11 protein-coding genes are annotated in these 17,369 nt (G+C 72.3%); 3 read left to right on the top strand and 8 right to left on the bottom strand.

Annotated elements, in window-relative coordinates; translation table 11 throughout:
• Positions 1-454: 454 nt before the first annotated feature.
• Positions 455-1,138: a hypothetical protein gene (locus tag POL72_RS25660; RefSeq protein ID WP_272098197.1), complete on the top strand. Its 684-nt coding sequence runs from the start codon at positions 455-457 to the stop codon at positions 1,136-1,138.
• A 280-nt stretch (positions 1,139-1,418) separates the two neighbouring features.
• On the top strand, positions 1,419-2,993 hold the full coding sequence (locus POL72_RS25655) for a hypothetical protein (RefSeq protein ID WP_272098196.1): 1,575 nt from the start codon (positions 1,419-1,421) through the stop codon (positions 2,991-2,993).
• 4 nt (positions 2,994-2,997) lie between these two features.
• Here the strand turns inward: POL72_RS25655 and POL72_RS25650 are convergent, their stop codons facing one another.
• The 5 genes from POL72_RS25650 to POL72_RS25630 form a co-directional block, all read right to left on the bottom strand.
• Complete coding sequence (locus POL72_RS25650; RefSeq protein ID WP_272098195.1) at positions 2,998-6,099, bottom strand: hypothetical protein; 3,102 nt, start codon at positions 6,097-6,099, stop codon at positions 2,998-3,000.
• Positions 6,100-6,308: 209 nt separating this feature from the next.
• The gene (locus POL72_RS25645; RefSeq protein ID WP_272098194.1) at positions 6,309-7,646 is read right to left on the bottom strand and encodes a zinc-ribbon domain-containing protein; all 1,338 of its coding nucleotides are present in this window, start codon (positions 7,644-7,646) and stop codon (positions 6,309-6,311) included.
• Between the two features lie 401 nt (positions 7,647-8,047).
• Complete coding sequence (locus tag POL72_RS25640; RefSeq protein WP_272098193.1) at positions 8,048-9,781, bottom strand: sigma-54-dependent transcriptional regulator; 1,734 nt, start codon at positions 9,779-9,781, stop codon at positions 8,048-8,050.
• Positions 9,782-10,077: 296 nt separating this feature from the next.
• Positions 10,078-11,724, bottom strand: a complete 1,647-nt coding sequence (locus tag POL72_RS25635) for a GMC family oxidoreductase N-terminal domain-containing protein (RefSeq protein ID WP_272098192.1) — start codon at positions 11,722-11,724, stop codon at positions 10,078-10,080.
• On the bottom strand, positions 11,721-12,308 hold the full coding sequence (locus POL72_RS25630; RefSeq protein ID WP_272098191.1) for a gluconate 2-dehydrogenase subunit 3 family protein: 588 nt from the start codon (positions 12,306-12,308) through the stop codon (positions 11,721-11,723). The genes POL72_RS25635 and POL72_RS25630 overlap by 4 nt, the downstream gene beginning before the upstream one ends.
• 179 nt (positions 12,309-12,487) lie before the next feature.
• Between POL72_RS25630 and POL72_RS25625 the strand changes: the two genes are divergently transcribed.
• Positions 12,488-14,140, top strand: a complete 1,653-nt coding sequence (locus POL72_RS25625) for a DUF8728 domain-containing protein (protein ID WP_272098190.1) — start codon at positions 12,488-12,490, stop codon at positions 14,138-14,140.
• 82 nt (positions 14,141-14,222) lie between these two features.
• Here POL72_RS25625 and POL72_RS25620 read toward each other — a convergent pair whose 3' ends face one another.
• The 3 genes from POL72_RS25620 to POL72_RS51835 all read right to left on the bottom strand — a co-directional run bounded on the left by POL72_RS25620 (position 14,223) and on the right by POL72_RS51835 (position 17,278).
• The gene (locus tag POL72_RS25620) at positions 14,223-16,331 is read right to left on the bottom strand and encodes an ATP-dependent DNA helicase (protein ID WP_272098189.1); all 2,109 of its coding nucleotides are present in this window, start codon (positions 16,329-16,331) and stop codon (positions 14,223-14,225) included.
• 10 nt (positions 16,332-16,341) lie between these two features.
• A complete protein-coding gene (locus POL72_RS25615) occupies positions 16,342-16,767 on the bottom strand; it encodes a hypothetical protein (RefSeq protein ID WP_272098188.1) in 426 nt (141 codons plus the stop codon).
• A 127-nt stretch (positions 16,768-16,894) separates the two neighbouring features.
• Complete coding sequence (locus tag POL72_RS51835; protein ID WP_373372243.1) at positions 16,895-17,278, bottom strand: PilZ domain-containing protein; 384 nt, start codon at positions 17,276-17,278, stop codon at positions 16,895-16,897.
• Between the last annotated feature and the right edge of the window lie 91 nt (positions 17,279-17,369).

Raw genomic sequence — 17,369 nt, 5'->3', positions numbered from 1 at the left:
CAGGGGTCTCATGGAGGGCCGCAGGGACCAGTGTATCCTCGGGCGGGTGCGGCGACGGCTAGGTGCGTCTTCGCGAGGGGCGCAGGGTCGGTGGGCCGCGCCGACCGGGCTCAGCGCATCCACCGAGGGGGCTCGACGGCCGCGGCCGGGCAGGGACACGGTGGGCGATCGATACGGCGCGCGCCCGCCTGCGGACACCGGAACGTCGAATGCTGGTCGACAACGTGCTCCAGGACCTGTGTACCCAGGCCCCGGCGACGCCGCGCTTTCGGCCCGCTGGACGCGCCTCGTGCCGCCTGCACCGCAGCGTCTGGCCTCGCGCTGCCAAGTCGTTGTAGAACACGCCCCCACCTCGGCCGTCTCACCGACCGTGACCAGCGGCGGTGAGCCGCCGCGGGTGCGGCGAGCGTCCCATTGTCGCGGCCTCACCCGCACAACCCTGAAGGAGCCTCGTATGCGCTTGCACGTCCTCATCCCAGCGGCCCTGCTCGGCCTCGCGCCCCTCGCCTGCGGCGGCAGCGACCCGGAGCCGAACAACCCGTCGCAGATGCAGAACCAGTACGGGGCGTCAACCCAGTACCCGCCCGGACAATATCCGCCTGGACAGTACGGTCAGCCCGCCCAGCCGGGCCAGTACGGCCAACCCACCCAGCAGCCGGGCCAGTACACGCCGCCTGCCACCACGACCCCCACCCCGACGCAGACGCCCACCGCGACGGGCACGAGCACCGGCCAGGCGACCCCGATCGCGCCTGCCGCGGTCAGCGCAGCGACCCCGATCCTCACCGCCATGGCGGCCTCCGAGGTCCAGGGCATGCAGCCGGAAGGCGGCGCGTTTGCCGGGCAGTTCCAGGACGGCCAGACGCTCGAGCAGCCGTTCAATATCCAGCCGGGCAAGTGTTATTCGGTGATCGGCGTGGGCCTCGGCGTCCAGGAGCTCAACCTGCAGATCGTCGCCCAGCCCGCACCGATGCTGCCGCCCGTGGTGCTCTCTCAGGACAACACCACCGGACCGAACGCCACGCTCGGCGGCAAAGGCACTTGCTTCAAGAATCCGCTCCCCGTCGGCGGCCCCGCGAAGGCCATCATGACCGTCCGCGGCAGCGGCCTCGCCGTCGCCCAGATCTACGTGAAGTAGTCGCGTCCCTGCGGTCCGGCGCCGTCTGCCTCGTGCCTCGAGGCGCGGCGCCACCGCTCGCACAGCGGGACGTCCGCTGCCCTGCGGTCGTCCGCTGCCGCCACGTGGCCCTGGCACCACCGCCTCGCGGCACGGCTCGCGACGTCACCCCTGTGTGAACCCGCTCGCCCCAAGCTCTGCTCGGCAGGGTCGGTGGTCGATGGACATGGCTCACCCGGAAGGACGTCGTACGTTTCGCCCTCCGCTGTTCGCCGGGGGAGATGCAAGGTACACTCCAAGCGTGAGCTTGCCTTGGAAGTACTCGGCTCCCTGGATCGCCATCGTCGGACTGGCGTCCTGCTCTTTTCGTATGGCCGAGGGGTCGGTGGATGGCCCCGATACGCCCGGGGACGCCGCTCAACCCACCGTCTTGGCGTTCGAGGAGGAAGGTACGCTCCAACTCGTGCCAGGGGAGCTGCGCACGGTCTGGGTCACGGGACAACCGCCCGCGCCCTACGAGGTGAGCTTCACCCTCCTCGGCGAAGCTGCGGGTGCATGGGTCGACCGCACGACGGCCGTCGCGGACGAAAATGGCAGGGCCTCGGTTCAGCTCCACGCGTCGACTCTGGGGAGCACGTTTCGGCTCCGCGCCGCGACGAAGAAGGGGCCATCCGCCGAGCTCGGTGTTTCGGTGAGCGCAGAGGGCTTCGGCACGCTCCGCGTCATCCCGGTCTACGACGGAACGCGGGTCGCGAAGGGCTGGACGGCGAGCGTCGTCGCGGAGGCCACCTGCGAGGAGATCGCGGCTGCTGCGCCCGAAGCACCCGTGGGCGCGCTCGTGGCGCACGGCGGTCCAGGCGAGCCGGTGGTCGTCAAGGGCGCGCCTGTAGGGCCGAGCCTTACCGTCGCTCTGCACAGCGGTCGGATCATGTGGGGTTGCGTGGGCGAACGAGAGCTGCTGGCCGGGTCGGCGCGCGACGTCTGGGTCCCGATCAAGGACCTGCCGATCGATATGGCGGCGACGCGCCTCGACACGAAGCTGACCCTCGTGACGGCTGAGGGGCTGACCGCGATGCTCGAAGCAGCGACCGAGCAGCTGCTCGACGCGTTCTTGCCTGCCGGCGCGGAAGCCGCGTCCCTGCTCGACGCGATGCAGCGCGCGGCGCCGCCGGCCCAGGCGACCGCGTTTGCCGCGCAGCGCATCGAGGGTGACTGGGACGCGGCGGCACAGGCGCACCTCGCCGCCCTCCCAGTCCCCCTGCGCAACAGGTGTCGTGGATGGGCCCATGCCGGGCTCGCGGGTACGCCGCTCGCGCTCGATGGCCAGCTGAGCGGCGCGGGAGACATGCAGGGACGCGCGCTCTTCGAGGCGAGCTGGCTCGGCAGCGTGACCGCTGACAACGCGGGCGTACCATCGGAACATTTCATGTCGTGGACGGCGGATCCCGGCGACGTGCTCCGGCTCGCGGGGACGCTGACGTGGTCGCCGACCCGATACATCGGCGGAGTGACCGGGCTCGGGGTCGCAGCGGAGGCGGATGCGGAGTCCGTCCCTGCAGCGCTCGCCGCTGCGGCAGAGTGCCAGGCGCTCGGCGAGCTGCTCGGCGGCTACTCCGACTGCTCCAGCGACTGCATGGCGATGCTGTGCGCTGGCGGGCTCAAGCTCCTGTGGCGCGCTGGCACGGAGGCATCGGAGAAGGCAGGGATGATCGGCGAGATCGTCGTGAACGCGTCAGGCCCTGCGCAGCTCGACAGCTCCGCCACGCCGATCGCATGGACGGCCGACTGGCTCGGGGCCATCCGCTACGGGCAAGGCGAGGAGGTCGGCGTCGAAGGGCGGGTGAACGCGGTTTCGCCGGACGCCATCACCCACTAGCGGATCATCTGGCGGCGTCCTTCGGCTCGCAGCGCAACCGCCACCTCCGACCCGTCGCGCGCTCGGTCGCAGCGAGCGGGATCGCGCCGGCGCCGACGTCGCTCTGCTTCTCGGGCGCCTTCGAGAAGGCGCCCTGCAGCCTCACCGCCATCGCCTCGACGCACGCGCTGCCTGGATCGAGGCGAAGCCTGAACTCGGCGCCGTCGAGGGAGGGAGAGCTGCCGACGACATCGAAGCTCGGCGAGCCCTCCAGGCTCGTGTCGAGGAGCCAGCCGTCCTGCCCCGGAGTACAACGCTCGAGCCGTGTATCCGCGAGGTCCTTGCGGCCGAGCGGCACCGCCTCGCCGAGCGCGCCGGTCTCGCGGTCGATCGGGAGCACGTGCCAGGAGCCGGCGCGCACGCCAGGGTCGGGAGCCGCCGAGATGAGCAGGCCGACACCGCCGCCCAGCGCACGCCGGACCAGGCGCGGAGGATCCACGCCGTAGCCGGCGCGGCCAGGCCGATAGTAGGTCGCCAGCTGCCGCGCGATCCCGAGGTCGGCGCGCCACAGCGCCACGACGTCATACGAGCCGCCGGGCGTCACGAAGAACCACGTCTCGCCGAGCCGCACGGCGCCGCTCGGAAACGGCCGGAGGAAATTGCCGGCGCGGCCGGCGCTGTCGCGCAACGGAAGGATCGGCAGCCCTTCAGAGGCTGCGAACAGGCTGCATCCGGCGCCGCGACACACGTGGGTCAGCGCGGCCCGTCCGCCAGGGTCGAGGTACGCGCCCCAGGACGCCGCCCCCTGGCTCACCACCCCGAGCGCCTCGGCGGCCGACGCCTCATCCGACCAAGGCGAGGCGCTCACGCCGCTGGAGCGCACCCCGCCATCCGGGTCGAAGCGATCGTCGAAACGGAGGAGCCAGCGCCCGGCGCGCGCCCAGTCTGCGCCTCGCTTGCCCCATGCGTAGGCGCGCATCGTCACGATGTCGTACGGAGCCCCGTTGTCGAGGCCGATCTCGTCCGCCCCGCGCTTGGGCGGCGGCGTGTTGCGGAAAGGAGCCCACGGCGACGTCGGTGTCTCCGTCGACGCCGAGCGCGTGACCGACGAGGCCGGGCGCGCTCCCTCGGCGCGCGCAGACGGCGCGGCGGAAGGCTTGTCCGGCAGCGGTGGCGTCGAGGAGCCGAGGGCCTCGCAGCGCATCGCGATCGGGCTCCCTGCGCGGAGCGGCATCTGAAGCACCGGCGGCGGCTTCGCCTCGGCGAGATCGTCCGGCATCGCCGCCTTGCCCCAGCCGACCCGGATCCAGCCCCTGAAGACGCAGCCGACGGGGCCGCACGCGCGCGTCCTCGACGCCGCGGTGTCGTCGTCCCGCTCCGGCAGATCGAGCGCGCGCCAGGTCATCCCGCCGTCCGTCGACTCGGCGGCGCGCTCGCCTTCTCCGAGGGAGAACGCGAACCGCCCTGACAACAGCGCGCCCGTGCCGTCCTGGCGCGGCGCGCCGGCGGTCACCTTCCCGCTCTTCGCGTCGATCCGAACGCCCACGATCGGACCGCCTGCCTCTACCCAGCCGCCGATGACGCCGGGCTCACGCTCTTCGAACCCTTCGATCCACATGCCGCGCTGCAGATCGCGCGCGGTGCTGCGCGGCTTTCCCGGGAGGATCAGCGGGACGGTCGTGACGTCGCTCCCCTCGAGCAGCGTGAGCTGCCCCGATGCGTCCAGGCGAGGCGGCGAGAGGACGGCGATGCGGCCGTCGGACAGCGCGACGACGCGCTCGATGCCGGCGTCTCGCGCGGGCGCGCGGACGTGGATCTCGCGGGTGCGCCCGTCGGCGGCGACGACGCAGTACGCACGCCCGGCGCGCACCGCGCTGTCCTCGCTGCAGGAGCCGCGGATCACCAGCGCACCGTTGCCGCTCGCGACAACGAAGCGGGGCTCGTCGAAGCGCATCAGCCGGCGCATGCCGAGCGGCGGCTGGAAGGCGTACAGGGTCGTCGGCCCCTCGCGCTCGCCGCACACGAACCCGAACGACGCCCCCGCGCGGATCGCATGGCAGGCCGCCTCTCGCTCCGGATAGGCGTCGGGCGCGACGTCGATGACCGCCCCGTCGCGCAGCGAGACGCGCGCCAGGGCGCCGCCGCGAGCCACCACCGCGGTCGTGCTTGAGTCGGGCCACCCGTCCTCGACCGCCGCGCGCAGCGGGCGCCTCCCGAGAGGCCCCTGGGCGCGCGCCGGCGGCTCGTGCACCTCGTCGGAGGCCTCCAGCGTGCGGTACGTCACGCCGCCGCGCGCATCGACCGCGTAGAGCCCGCTCGCGGTCATCACGGCAGGATCGCCGCCGACGACGGCGACGGAGGTCGGCCGCGCGTCGATCTCGACCTCACGCCAGGTGGCCCCTGCGTCGAACGTGACGAGCAAGCCGCGCAGATCGGCCTCGACCACGGCGCGCCAGCCGTCGGCGAACGCGATCTGGCCGTACGAGCTCGCCGGTGGGAGCGGGCCGAGCGGCATCGCCGCGCCCGTCTGCGCGTCGATCGCGAGGAGCCGGTGGCTGTGCGAGAGCCGAGCGTAGAGGCGATCGAACCCCGCGAGGATCTCGTTCGCCTCCGACGGCAGCTGGACGAGCGGCTCGAGCGGGGCGAGCCACGCTTGGGCCCGCCAGAGCTGCGCGCTGCCTCGGTTCGAGGAGTAGAACAGGTAACCGCCGCCCAGGCGCGTCGGCAGCTTGAGCGAGGTGACCTGACCCGACGGCAACAGGTCGGCGGCGCGCTCGAGCGATCCGTCGTCGTGCGCGACGACGCGCATGCGATCGATGAGCACCCGCTTGGCCCCCGCCTCGCTGGCCACCACGCCGCGCTCTCCGACGAGGTCCGGGAGCAGCCGCGATGGAGTGACCATGGTCACGAGCGCGCCCTGCGAGGCTCGCCCGCCCGGAGCCTGGCGCGACGCGTGCCCAGCGGCGCCGCGATCGCTCGACGGCTGTCCTCCGGATGGCGTCATCGCCGCCCGTCCACCGCACCCTGCCGCGCTCGCGCAGAGGAGCAGCGCCATCGCGGAGCGCCGCGCCGCGCCCGGCATCCACCGAGGCATCGGCGCGCGCAGCCGCCCGTCGGGCTCACTCATGACGGACGATGCTAGCGCGGCGGTCCGGGCGCCGCACCGTCCTTGCGGGCGCCCGCTCGAAGGTCCAGCCGCGGCGCGCGTCGTGCGTGTCTGCCGCGTCTGGCTCATGCCGTTCGCGCATTGCAGAGCCGGCGCCGGAGCAGCCGCCGCGCGCGCGGCTCCGGCGACGAGGATCTGCGCTCACCGATCGGACGACGGCCTGCGCGCGTTCACTTGCCCTTTGCGGAGCACTGCATCGCGCACATCAGATCGCCGGCCGCGCACCCGCAGCCGCCGCGCTTCGCGGGGGCCGGAGCGGCCGGCGCCGGGGCGGCGGCAGCAGGCGTCTGCTTGCCTGCGGTGCTGCCGCCGGTGCTCGGTCGCGTCGACGGCCTCGTGCTCGGGCGCGCCCCTGCTGCCGTCGGCGTGGCGCTCGGCGCAGCGCTCGCGACCGGCTCTGCCGTCGCGGTCGCCGACGCCGTCGCCGACGCGGTGGGCGCCGGCTCCGGCTCGGGGGGCGCCGTCGTCGCCGGCGCGGCGGCCGTGGGCGGCGTCGTCTCCACCGCGGCGGGGACCGGCGTGCTGCCGCCGCCCTTCATCAGGAAGAAGACGCCTGCGATCGCGATGCCCGCGATCGCGATGCCCGCGCCGATGATCAAGGGGGCGCGGTTCTTGGAAGGGGCCTCGCCGACGTTCGGCGGCGCGACCGACGGCGCTCGCGCCGTGGTCACGATCGGCGCGCTGAGCTGGAACAGGCCGCCATCGTTGGCGACGATGCTCGCGACGGGCGACGGCGCTCGGACGCCGGCTCCCGATGCGAGGGCCTTCAGGTCGATGAGGCCGGAGTCCTCCGAGGCGCTGACGGCCGCCCGCGCCGGGGCAGGAGCGGCGGCCTTCGCCGTGAGGGCGCTCAGCGAGAACAGCATCGAGTTCTCGTCGCGCTGGCCAGGCGCGGCGCCGCTCTTGAAGAGCGGTGCGCTCGTCGCCACATCGTCGGAGCTGGGCCGGTGCGCCTCGACGCCCGGGCTCCCGCCGAAGAGATCCTGCGTCGGGCGCGCTGGATCGCGACGCACCGCCGCTGCCCGAGGAGCGGCCGCCGCGACCGACTCGACGCCCGGGGAGGTCTGCCCGAGGGCCGCTCCCCCGCTGGGCACGGACGTCGACTGCACCGGCGCCGGCTCCTGCGCGGCCGCAGAGGCAGGAGCGCTGCCTGCGTGCAGGGCCGCGACGATCGAGTCGATCTGGCCGAGCGGCTGCCAGTCGGCCATGCCGTCCGCCCAGACGTACGTCTCGGCGTTGATCACCCCCGACTGGTAGCTCGTGACGATCTCGGCCAGCGCCATCGAGCGCTGATCGCCGTCCGCCACGTTGACCAGGTACGTCGTCCCGTCATTCGGAACGCTCGTGCCGGACACCGGATCGGCGAGCCCGCCGTTCGTCGTCACGCCCGAGCTGTTCACGAGGATCGTGGCGCCGCATTTGCGGCACTTGATCTTGACGGTTCTGCCTTGGACCTTCTCGTCCGAGACGGTGTACTTCGACTGACAGGACTGGCAGGTGATCTTCATTGGGGGCTGGCCCGCTGGGGTGTAGTGCCGGCGAGGCGTCGCGTAGAGTTTACCTTGATACCGCGCCGGTGGCCCGCTCTCTGACGTGCCAGTCGCGCGTCTGATCTCGCAGCTCCGCTTTACGATAGCCGAGGTCGTCGTCCCTTCGTAAAGCACAAAGGGACGGACCGCCGACGGGACCGTTGTCGGGGTGCGGCGCAGCAGCGCGCAGGTCGGGTCCCGGAGTGCGACCAGCCGCCTCGCGGCGCGGCTCATGGGCCCATCCGCGCTGGGAGGCGGCTCACACTCGGCGCGCCCGCGCGACCCGTGATTGCTGCGGTACTGCGAACCTGCGGTGTGGCGGTGTGAGCTCGCGGCGCGGCGCGGCGTGCGTTCGCGGCGCGGAGCGGCAAGGATGCCCGTCAGGCGTCGCCGCGCGCGGAGCCGAGCTCTTCCAGGGCGGGCTCGTCGGTGACGACCGGCACGTCGTCGACCGGGTCCTGCGGCTCGGCGCTCTCGCTGTGCCCCTGGGCCTCGTGGCTCCCCACGTGCTCCCCGTACGCCTGCAGCTTCGAGTACAGGCCGCGGCGGCTGATCCCGAGCACGCGGGCGGCGCGCTGTTTGTTGCCGCGCACCGCCTCGAGGGTCAGCAGGATGAGCTTGCGCTCCGCATCCGCCAGGCGCGTCCCGACAGGAAGGCGCAGCACGAGCGGGTGCTCCGCCGCTTCGCCGGCGTCCCGCGACGGCTCGGCCTCGTGCGTGCCCGCCTCCCCCGGCCTCCGCGGCATCGAGGCAGGGCCGATTGAGGACGGCACGGGCTGCGCGCCGACGTGCGACGGCACGGGCTCGGAGGGGACCACCAGGTCGGCGGCATGAACGATCGGCACGGAGAGCGGCTCGGCCGGCTCGGCAGGGGCGACCGGCGCCGCCACCCTCGCCGACGGGATGCTGTCATAGGAACGCCGGCCCGCGCGCCGCTCGATCCGGCCCTGGCCGAGCTGGACGTCGTTGGCCGACACCAGCTCGTTCGAGGCGAAGAGCGCCGTCTGCTCGATGACGTTGCGCAGCTCGCGGACGTTGCCGGGCCAGTCGTGCTCGGCCAGCCGCTCGACGGCGGCGTCCGAGAGGCGGCGGGCCGGGGTGCCGTAGCGCTTGGCGAACTTCAGCAGGAAGCGCTCGGCGATGGGCAGGACGTCCTCCCTGCGCTCGCGCAGCGGGGGCAGCGTCACCGTGAACACGTTGAGCCGGTAGTAGAGGTCCTCGCGGAAGACGCAGTCGTCGACGAGGTCGAGCAGGTCCTTGTTCGTGGCGGCGACGACGCGGACGTCGGCCTCGATCTCCTTGCGCCCGCCGACGCGCGTGAACCTGTACGTCTCGAGCACGCGGAGGAGGCTGACCTGCACGGCCGCGTCCATCGTGCCTACCTCGTCGAGGAAGACGGTGCCGCCAGCCGCCGCCTCGAACTTGCCCTCCGCGGCCGCGAACGCGCCGGTGAACGAGCCCTTCTCGTGGCCGAAGAGCTCGCTGCCGATGAGCTCGCGCGGGATCGCGCCCGTGTGGACCGGCACGAACGGTCCCGCGCGGCGGCGGCTCCGGTTGTGGATGGCGCGCGCGACGAGCTCCTTGCCCGTGCCGCTCTCGCCGACGATGAGCACGGGGGCCATCGTCGCGGCGACGCGATCGATGCGGGTGAAGACCTCCCGCATCCGCGGCGAGCCGCCGATCATCCCCTCGAACACGAGCTGCCCATGGAGGGGATCGTCGTCGTCGAACTCGGTCGGCGGCGACGAGAGGAGCTCGCGCACGAGCAGCACGAGGCGCGCCGGATCGAGCGGCTTCTGGAGGTAGTCGGCCGCTCCCAGCTTGAGCGCGTCGACGGCGCTCGTGATCGACGCCGCGCCGGTGACCATGACCACGTGGGGCGGCGGCGCCTTCGGCTCGGGCCCCTCGAGCTCGCCGGGCGAGAGCCGGCGCATCAGATCGACCCCCGTCATGCCCGGCAGGTTGAGATCCGTGACGAGCACGTCAGCCGGCGTCCGCTGGTGGATCTCGAGCGCTTGCTCGCCGCTCGACGCCACGACGACGTCGAGCCCTTCGTGGCGCAGTACCGCCTCGAGGATGGCCGCCTGGTCGGGCTCGTCTTCGACGAGGAGCACGCGGCCGTGATGGCTGTGGCTCCGATGCGGCGAGCGCGATCCGCGCGGAATTGCAGCTGAAACTGCGTTCGGTCCCAAAGCTTCCCTCCCAGCTCGGCGGACGGACGGCTCGGCCCCGTGCGAGTTGAAACGTGCCGTTAAACTTGTACCTCGCGGGGGCCTCGTATCAACTCGGGAGTTGCCTCCTTCTCGGGTGCAAAGCCCCCCTCACATACCGTCCGCGACATGCCGTGCCTGCCCGACGGATGCGGCGCCCCTGGCTCACTGACTCCTGTGGTGACACGCCGCCGCGCGCCTCACCAGCGCTCGATGATGCCGCATGCGATCCGATCGGCCAGCGCCATGCACGTAAGCATCGGATTCACTGCGGGACTTCCAGGAAAGACGCTCGTGTCAGCGACGTACACATTGTCCAGATCGTGGCAGCGCCCCTCCTCATCGACCACCCCGTCCCGCGGGCGCCTCGACATCCGCGCCGTGCCGAAGGCGTGATTCGCCGCGGTGATCGTGTCTCGTCCGTCGAGCCGTTTGCTCTTCAGGATCTCGGCTTCTTTCGGCGACCTCAGCTCGTCGGGCACCCCGTGCAGCCCGGGCAGGATCGACGAGGCCCCCGCCGCCCAGCAGATGTCGGACAGGATGCCGAGACCGCGCTGGATCTTCTCGACGTCGCGCGGTGCGTAGTCGAATCGCACATCAGGGTCCCAGCTGCCTCGCTTCGGACGCACCGTCCCGCGCGACTGCTCGGCAGCAATGATGACGTCGAACGGCGCCATCCGGTTGTATGTCCGGAGGTGACGCTGGTAGTCGTGCCCGAAGCCGGGGAATCGCGCGGCGAGCACCGCCGGAGGCGACCAGAGGACCTCCAGCTTGATCCCTTGCTCGATGAAGTGGAGCGAATGATAGCCCTGGGTCGCGCCCTCCCATGGATCGATGGGCTCGGGGAACACCGCCATGATGGCGAGCCCCGGGTGGAGCTGCAGCTCGTTGCCCACGTAGCCGCTCGAGCCGGCGGCGCCGCTGCGGAGCAGGATGAGCGGGGTCGCCATGCAGCCGGCCGCGAGCACGACGAGCTCCGCCCTTATCTCGACGGGCGCCCCCTCGCGCCACGTGAAGGGCTCGATCGTGCGCCCGCGCATCCCGGCGGCGCGCCTGCCGGAGAGGAGCAGGTGCTCGGCGCGCACGCTGGTGAAGACGCGCGCGCCCGCCCGGATCGCGGCGGGGACGTACGAGACGTCGGTCGACATCTTTGCGCGGTTGCGACACCCCGTGAAGCACTCGCCCGAGCCGCGGCAGCCGCGCACGTTGCGGTGGGTCGGCTCGCTCGACAGCCCCAGCGCATCGCAGCCGCGCTTGAAGCGCAGGTTGCGCTCGCCCTGCACTTCCATCGGCGTGGGCGAGACGCCGAGCAGGCGCTCGACGCGATCGTAGTGGGGCAGCAGCGCGTCCAGGGTGAGCGAGGCCGTGCCGGTCCGCTCTGCCCACTTGTCGAACACCCAGGCGGGCGAGCGCGCGCAGATGGCCGAGTTGACGACCGAGCCGCCCCCGAGCGCGATCGCCTGCATGGTCGGGATGAGCATGCGCCCGCGGGCGGCGCGCATCCCGCCCTCGCGCAGCGTGCGCGAGAGCGACTCGCCCGCCTCCTGGCGGAAATCCTCCACCCCGAACGGCGGCCCCTCCTCGACGAGGATCACGTCGCGCCCCGCCTCGGCGAGCTCCTTGGCGACGACCGCGCCGCCCGGACCCGAGCCGACGACGAGCACCTCGCACGACGCCCGCACCTCGCCCTCGTAGTCGGCGAACACCTTCACCTGGGTGCGCGGCTCGCCGGGCGCGAGCGGCTCCACAGCGCCCCGCGATCGGAGCGTGGCCTCGGAGAGCGAGCGCCGCTCGCCGCGCTCGCGGCTCACGGCGCGAGGCGGTTCCGGGAAGACGGGGAGCTTCATGCCGTCACCCCCGGCACGAGCGACGGGGGCGCCGCGGCGGCGGGCTCACCCGCCGCTCTCCCGGCGGCGCGGCGCTCGAAGGGCGTGGCGCAGCAGGCGACGCCGATCGCGCCGGCGACCTTCTCGTTCGCGAGATACCCCATCGAGAGCATCGTCCGCAGCGAGAGGAACGTCACCCGCCGGAGATAGATGCAGCTCTGCGCCATCGACGCGAGCACCGCGATGCGATCGGCCTGCGGGAGACGCGTGAAGCGGGCGCGGCGCGGCCCAAAGACCCACGGCGAGAGCTCGACGAAGTGGAACAGCAGCCGCATGTAGGGCCGGAGAGGCCGCGGCGTGCGCGCGACGTAGCGGTCCATGTACTCGACCAGCCCGGCCTCCGTGCCGGAGACCGGGATTGGACCCCCGGCCGGGAACAGGGCGTCAGCGCAGGCCGCCACGATGGCCCGCTCCTTCACGGACAGCGCGGAAGAGGGAGCAGCAGGAGCCGACGCCCTGCGCGCGAGGAAGACGGCGGCGAGGGCGAGCGCCACCAGGGCGACGAGGGGACCGATCACGGGCAGGTGCGCAACGAGCTCGCTCATCACTCGACTCCTTCCTTGTCAGCACGGGAAGCCGTCGCCGTGGCTGCCTCGACAGCGTAGTCCTGCAGTCGGAGTGCGCAATTTCGTTCGCACTGCGTCGGGATGTGCGCACACCATCCTGTCCCGATTTACGCGGCTCGACGTTGTGGCTGTGACAATCGCGGTATGGTCGGCGCCCGATGAGCGACGAGCCCGTGGCCACAGGGGAGAGGAGCGAGGAGGTGGGATACGACGAGTCCCTCGAAGGCGAGGAGCCGTCGGGAGCGGAGCGCCACGCCTCGCCGGCGCGCGATCTTCGAAGCTGGCTCGCTGGCGCTCCCCTCCCCGCTTCGCTGGAGCTCACGCTCGGGCTGCTCGCGCCGATGGTGATCACGATCGCGGCTGCGCTCCGCGTCGCGAGCTTCACGATCGACGACGCATACATCTCGTTCCGGTACGCGGAGAACCTCGCGAACGGAAATGGGCTCGTTTACAACGTGGGCGAGCGCGTCGAGGGCTACACGAACTTCCTCTGGACGGTGCTCCTCGCCGCGGCGGTGAAGCTCGGCGCGGCGCCGGCGGCGGCGTCGAAGGTGCTCGGCGCCGCCTGCGCTGCAGGTGCGCTCGTCCCGACGTACCTCCTCTCCCGGCGGCTGCGTCCGTTCTCGAACGTGCCCTGCCTCGCGACGTGGCTGCTCGCGATGAGCGTCCTCTTCTCCGGCTACGCGGTGTTCGGGCTGGAGACGCCGCTGTTCCTCCTGCTCACGCTCGCGGGGACCGAGCTCTTCTTCCGTGAAGAGGACGCCGCCAGCGACGACGGCGGCGCTCGATCCGCGCTCGTCTTCTCCTCGTTCCCCTGGTTCCCCTTGTCCGGCGCTGTGTTCGCGCTCGCCGCGCTCACCCGCCCTGAGGCGCCGCTGTTCCTCGGTCTGCTCGTCGTCTGGCACTCGGAGCAGGCGCTCTCGCGCCGGAGCGCGCTGCGCCTTGTCGCGTTCGCGCTCCCGGTCGCCGCGCACCTCGTGTGGCGGCACAGCTACTACGGCGCATGGCTCCCGAACACGCTCGCCGCGAAGACGGGCGACTTCGCGCTGCAAATCCAGGGCGGGGGCGACTACGTCCGCAAGTACGCGCAGCACGCCGGCGCCTTCCTGTGGCTCGGGCTCCTGTCGGTCGCCTCGTCCATCGTCCACCGGCGCCGGAGCGGCCTCGCGATCGCGTCGATCGCGCTGCTCTTCGGCGTGTACGTCGTCGCGGTGGGCGGCGACTGGATGCCTTACTTCCGGTTCCTCGCGCCGGCAGAGCCGTTCGCGTTCCTGCTCGTCGACGACGCGGTCCGCGCGATCGCAGCGCGCCGCGAGCGCGTGGCGTCGATCGCGATCGCAGCGTTCGGCGCGATCACGATCGCGACCCGCGCCGGCGAGCTCGTGCGGGCCCAGCGGAACCTCCTCGTCAACGACAAGGGCTTCTGGGACGACGCGGCAGGGCGCTCCGCGGAGTGGCTCGCCCAGAACGCGGAGCCTGGCCCCATCGCGCTGGCCGACATCGGCTACGTCGGTTACCGCACGGGCTTCCCGGTCGTCGACATGCTCGGGCTGCTCAGCCCCGAGGTCTCCCGCCTGCCGGGCGGGTACACGCACAAGGTCGGGGCCGGCTACACCGACGCGATCTTCGCGAAGAACCCGCGTTACTTCTTGGTCATCTCCTCCGGGATCGACTGCAAGAACCCGACGGTGCCCTCCTCCCGCGCCTCGTACGACGACCCCAGGTTCAAGGCCGACTACAGGCTCCTCCAGGCCATCGCCCTCCGGAAGGGCGGCGCCTGGTGCATCTACGGGAAGACGTCGTATCCCTGACGAGCGCTCCGACGAAGCGCGCGCGTCGCCGGAGCGTGCGCCTCGTCTCGCGCTTCGCCTCGCGGCCCCTTCGCCCCGCGCCTCACGTCCGCGCGCCTGTCCCGGCCGGCGCTGCTCCTCGCTCCGCTTCCGCGTCGGCCGCGCGGGCCGCCCAGAACGCGCGCACGTCCTCGATGCGGTCGGTCCGGCGCGCGTCGGGCAAGCTGTCGAGCAGCACGCGGCCGTAGCCGCGCGTGCGGATCCTGCGGTCCAGGATCGCGACGATGCCGCGATCGGTGCGCGCGCGGATCAGCCGGCCGAAGCCCTGCTTCAAGGTGATCGCGGCCTGCGGCACGCTGTAGGCGATGAACGGGTTGCCGCCGTTCTGCTCGATCGCCGTGCACCGGGCCGCGACGACGGGATCGGTCGGCACGGCGAACGGGAGCTTCTCGATGATCACGAGGCGCAGCGCCTCGCCGGGGACGTCCACCCCTTCCCAGAAGCTCATCGTCGCGACGAGCACCGCGTGCCGCTCTGCGCGGAAGCGGCGCAGCAGCGCGCCCTTCGGCGCGTCCCCCTGCACGAGCAGCGGAGCCTGCCGCCCCGGAGCGCTCCCGTCCGCCCGGGCGACCGCCGAGGCGCGCGCGAACCGGACGCGGAGGGCCGCGGCGAGCGCGTTCATCGCGCGGATCGACGTGCAGAGGAGGAACGCGCCGCCGCCCGTGATGCCGATGAGCTCGGCCGCGCGATCGGCGGCGCGCTCGACGAACGCAGCGTCGGTCGCCTCGGGGAGATCGCGCGGCGTGTAGAGCAGCGCGGCGGTCGGGTAGTCGAAGGGCGACGGGACCTCGAGCTCGTCGACAGGGACCGACACGTCCTCGTCGAGGCCCATGCGCGAGCGGAGGAAGCGGAACTTTGCCCCGGCGGAGCCGCTCGTCGTCAGCGTGGCGCTCGTCAGCACCACGGCGCCGATCCGCTCGAAGACGTGCTCGCGCAGCATGTCCCCGAGATCGACCGGCGACGCGCCGAACGAGACGGCGCGGCCGCGCACCTCGACCCACGTGACCTGGTTCGTCGCGGGGTCGACGATGCGCGCCGCGTCGTCCCGCAGCTGCGCGGCGCGGTTGCCGACGAGCTGCACCGCCTCGCTGATCGCGTTCGCGCTCGCGTACGCCGCGAGCGCCTCGAGGTGGTCGTCGAGGCGGTGGTACGCGTCGAGCAGCTCGCCGGACCAGGCGTCCCTGGCGAGCGGGCTCCGGGCCTCGCCGCGATCCCCGCCGCCGGCGGCGGCGCCGCCCAGCGAGGCGAGCCGATCGAAGAGCGCGTCCGCGGACTCGCGCACGACGGCCGTGATCGCCGTCCCCTCGCCCCGCCCGAGGATGCGATCGGCGAGGCCCGACGCGATGAAGGCCCGGTCCGCGTCGCGCAGCATCGAGTCGACCCGCGCGCGCGAGACGCGGACGCCGAAGAAGCCCGTCGCGATGTCCTCGAGCTGGTGCGCCTCGTCGAAGATGACCGCATCGTACGGCGGGAGCGCGCCGGCGCCGGCGAAGCCGCGGCGCGCTCCGGCGATCTTCAGCGCGAGATCCGCGAAGAAGAGGTGGTGGTTGACGACGAGGAGGCGCGCCGCCTCGCTGTCGCGCTTCATCCGCGTGACGAAGCACCGCTCGAAGTGCTCGCACGAGGCGCCGAGGCGCGTCTCGCTGGACGACGCGACCTCTCGCCAGAGCGGATCCCCCTCGGCGAGGTGGGCGAGCTCCGCGACGTCGCCCATCTCGGTCTCCTGCGCCCACGCCTCGATCAGCGGCAGCGAGCGCCCCGCGATCCCGGCGCCCGCGCCGGGGCTCGTCCGGAGCTCGCTGAAGCGCCGCAGGCACAGGTAGTTGCCGAGCCCCTTCACGAGCGCCGCGCGCGGATCCAGCCGGAGGTGCTCGGCCACGAGCGGCAGATCCTTCGTGTAGATCTGGTCCTCGAGCGCCTTCGTCGCGGTCGAGACGACGACCTTGCGACCGCTCAGGATCGCGGGCACCAGGTAGGCGAGCGTCTTGCCCGTCCCGGTGCCCGCCTCGCAAAGGAGGATGCGGTCCTCCGCGAGCGCCCGCTCGACGGCGCTCGCCATCGCCACCTGCCCCTCTCGGTCCTCGTACCCGTCCAGGCCACGCGCGAACGGGCCAGAGGGCCCGAGCAGGCTCGCGGCTCGATCGAAGGGCATCGCGTACCGCTCAGCGCGGCAGGGCGGTCTTCTCCAGCGAGAGGGCGAACCCCACCTCGCTGACGGCGAGCTCGAGCGACGCCACGCGCTTCTCGAAGTGGACCTCGCACCACGTATCGAGCGTCCGCTCGGCGTCGCCGGGGTCGCGGACGTGGCGGAGGGCGGCCTCGGCCTCGGTGTAGCCATGCGCCACGGCGACCTCGGCCATCCCGCGCGCCCGCTCGAAGAGCTGCTCGTCCGCCGCCCCCGGGAAATCGTTGCGCTGGGCGCGCACGATGAACCCGACCCGCAGCGGCTCGGCGCCCACGACGATCCCCGAGTCCATGAGGAGGTTCTCCCGCACCCGCTCCGCGACCTGCACGGCGTCGCCCCGGGTGCGGTAGACCTCGAATCCGGCCTGGAGCAGGGCCTTCTTTATCTCCGCGGGTGTCGGCATCTTCCGCTGGTTTCCGGCTACCCCCAGCTGTCAGCAGGAACATCCATCGCAAAATTGCGGGTGCCTCGTCAAGCCGACAGCGCCGACCACGTGTGGCGCTCTGGAACGCCGGCGCGCTCGTGTGTGCTCAGGAGCTCGATCGCGGCGACCTCGAGGGGCCGCCTTCCAGGCCCCCCAGGCCGTTGATGCCCTCTCGATCCTCCAGACCATCCAGGAAACACACACCGACGATCGACCCATCGGGCTCGTCTTGTACCCACATTATCCTACCTGGACGCGGGCTCCTGCCGTCGAGCCAGACCGTTAGTTCCGTACCAGGGTCGAGTGAATTTTCTATCACTACCCTGAGCCCGCCGACGCTCACGTTCAGCGTCCAGCCGGCGACGGCGCGCTCGCCGGTCTCCAGGCGTACCCGTTCGCTCAGCTCGCGGCGGGGGCTCCTGCGACGGTTGGCCAGGAGCTCAGGGGGAATCTGGAGGGACGGGGGTGTGAGGGTTCTGCGTCGAATCACGAAAGAAAATTACAAGCACACGCCGTACCTGGGGACAGAAATGTGGGCTCCGGTCGATATTCAGCGTGGACGGGAGAGCTGGGTCCTGCAT

It is taken from the genome of Sorangium aterium, from assembly GCF_028368935.1.
GTDB classification, from domain to species: Bacteria; Myxococcota_A; Polyangia; order Polyangiales; family Polyangiaceae; genus Sorangium; species Sorangium atrum.
The sequence above is the reverse complement of the archived record's forward strand: the minus strand, read 5'-3'. Positions and strand labels throughout refer to the sequence as shown.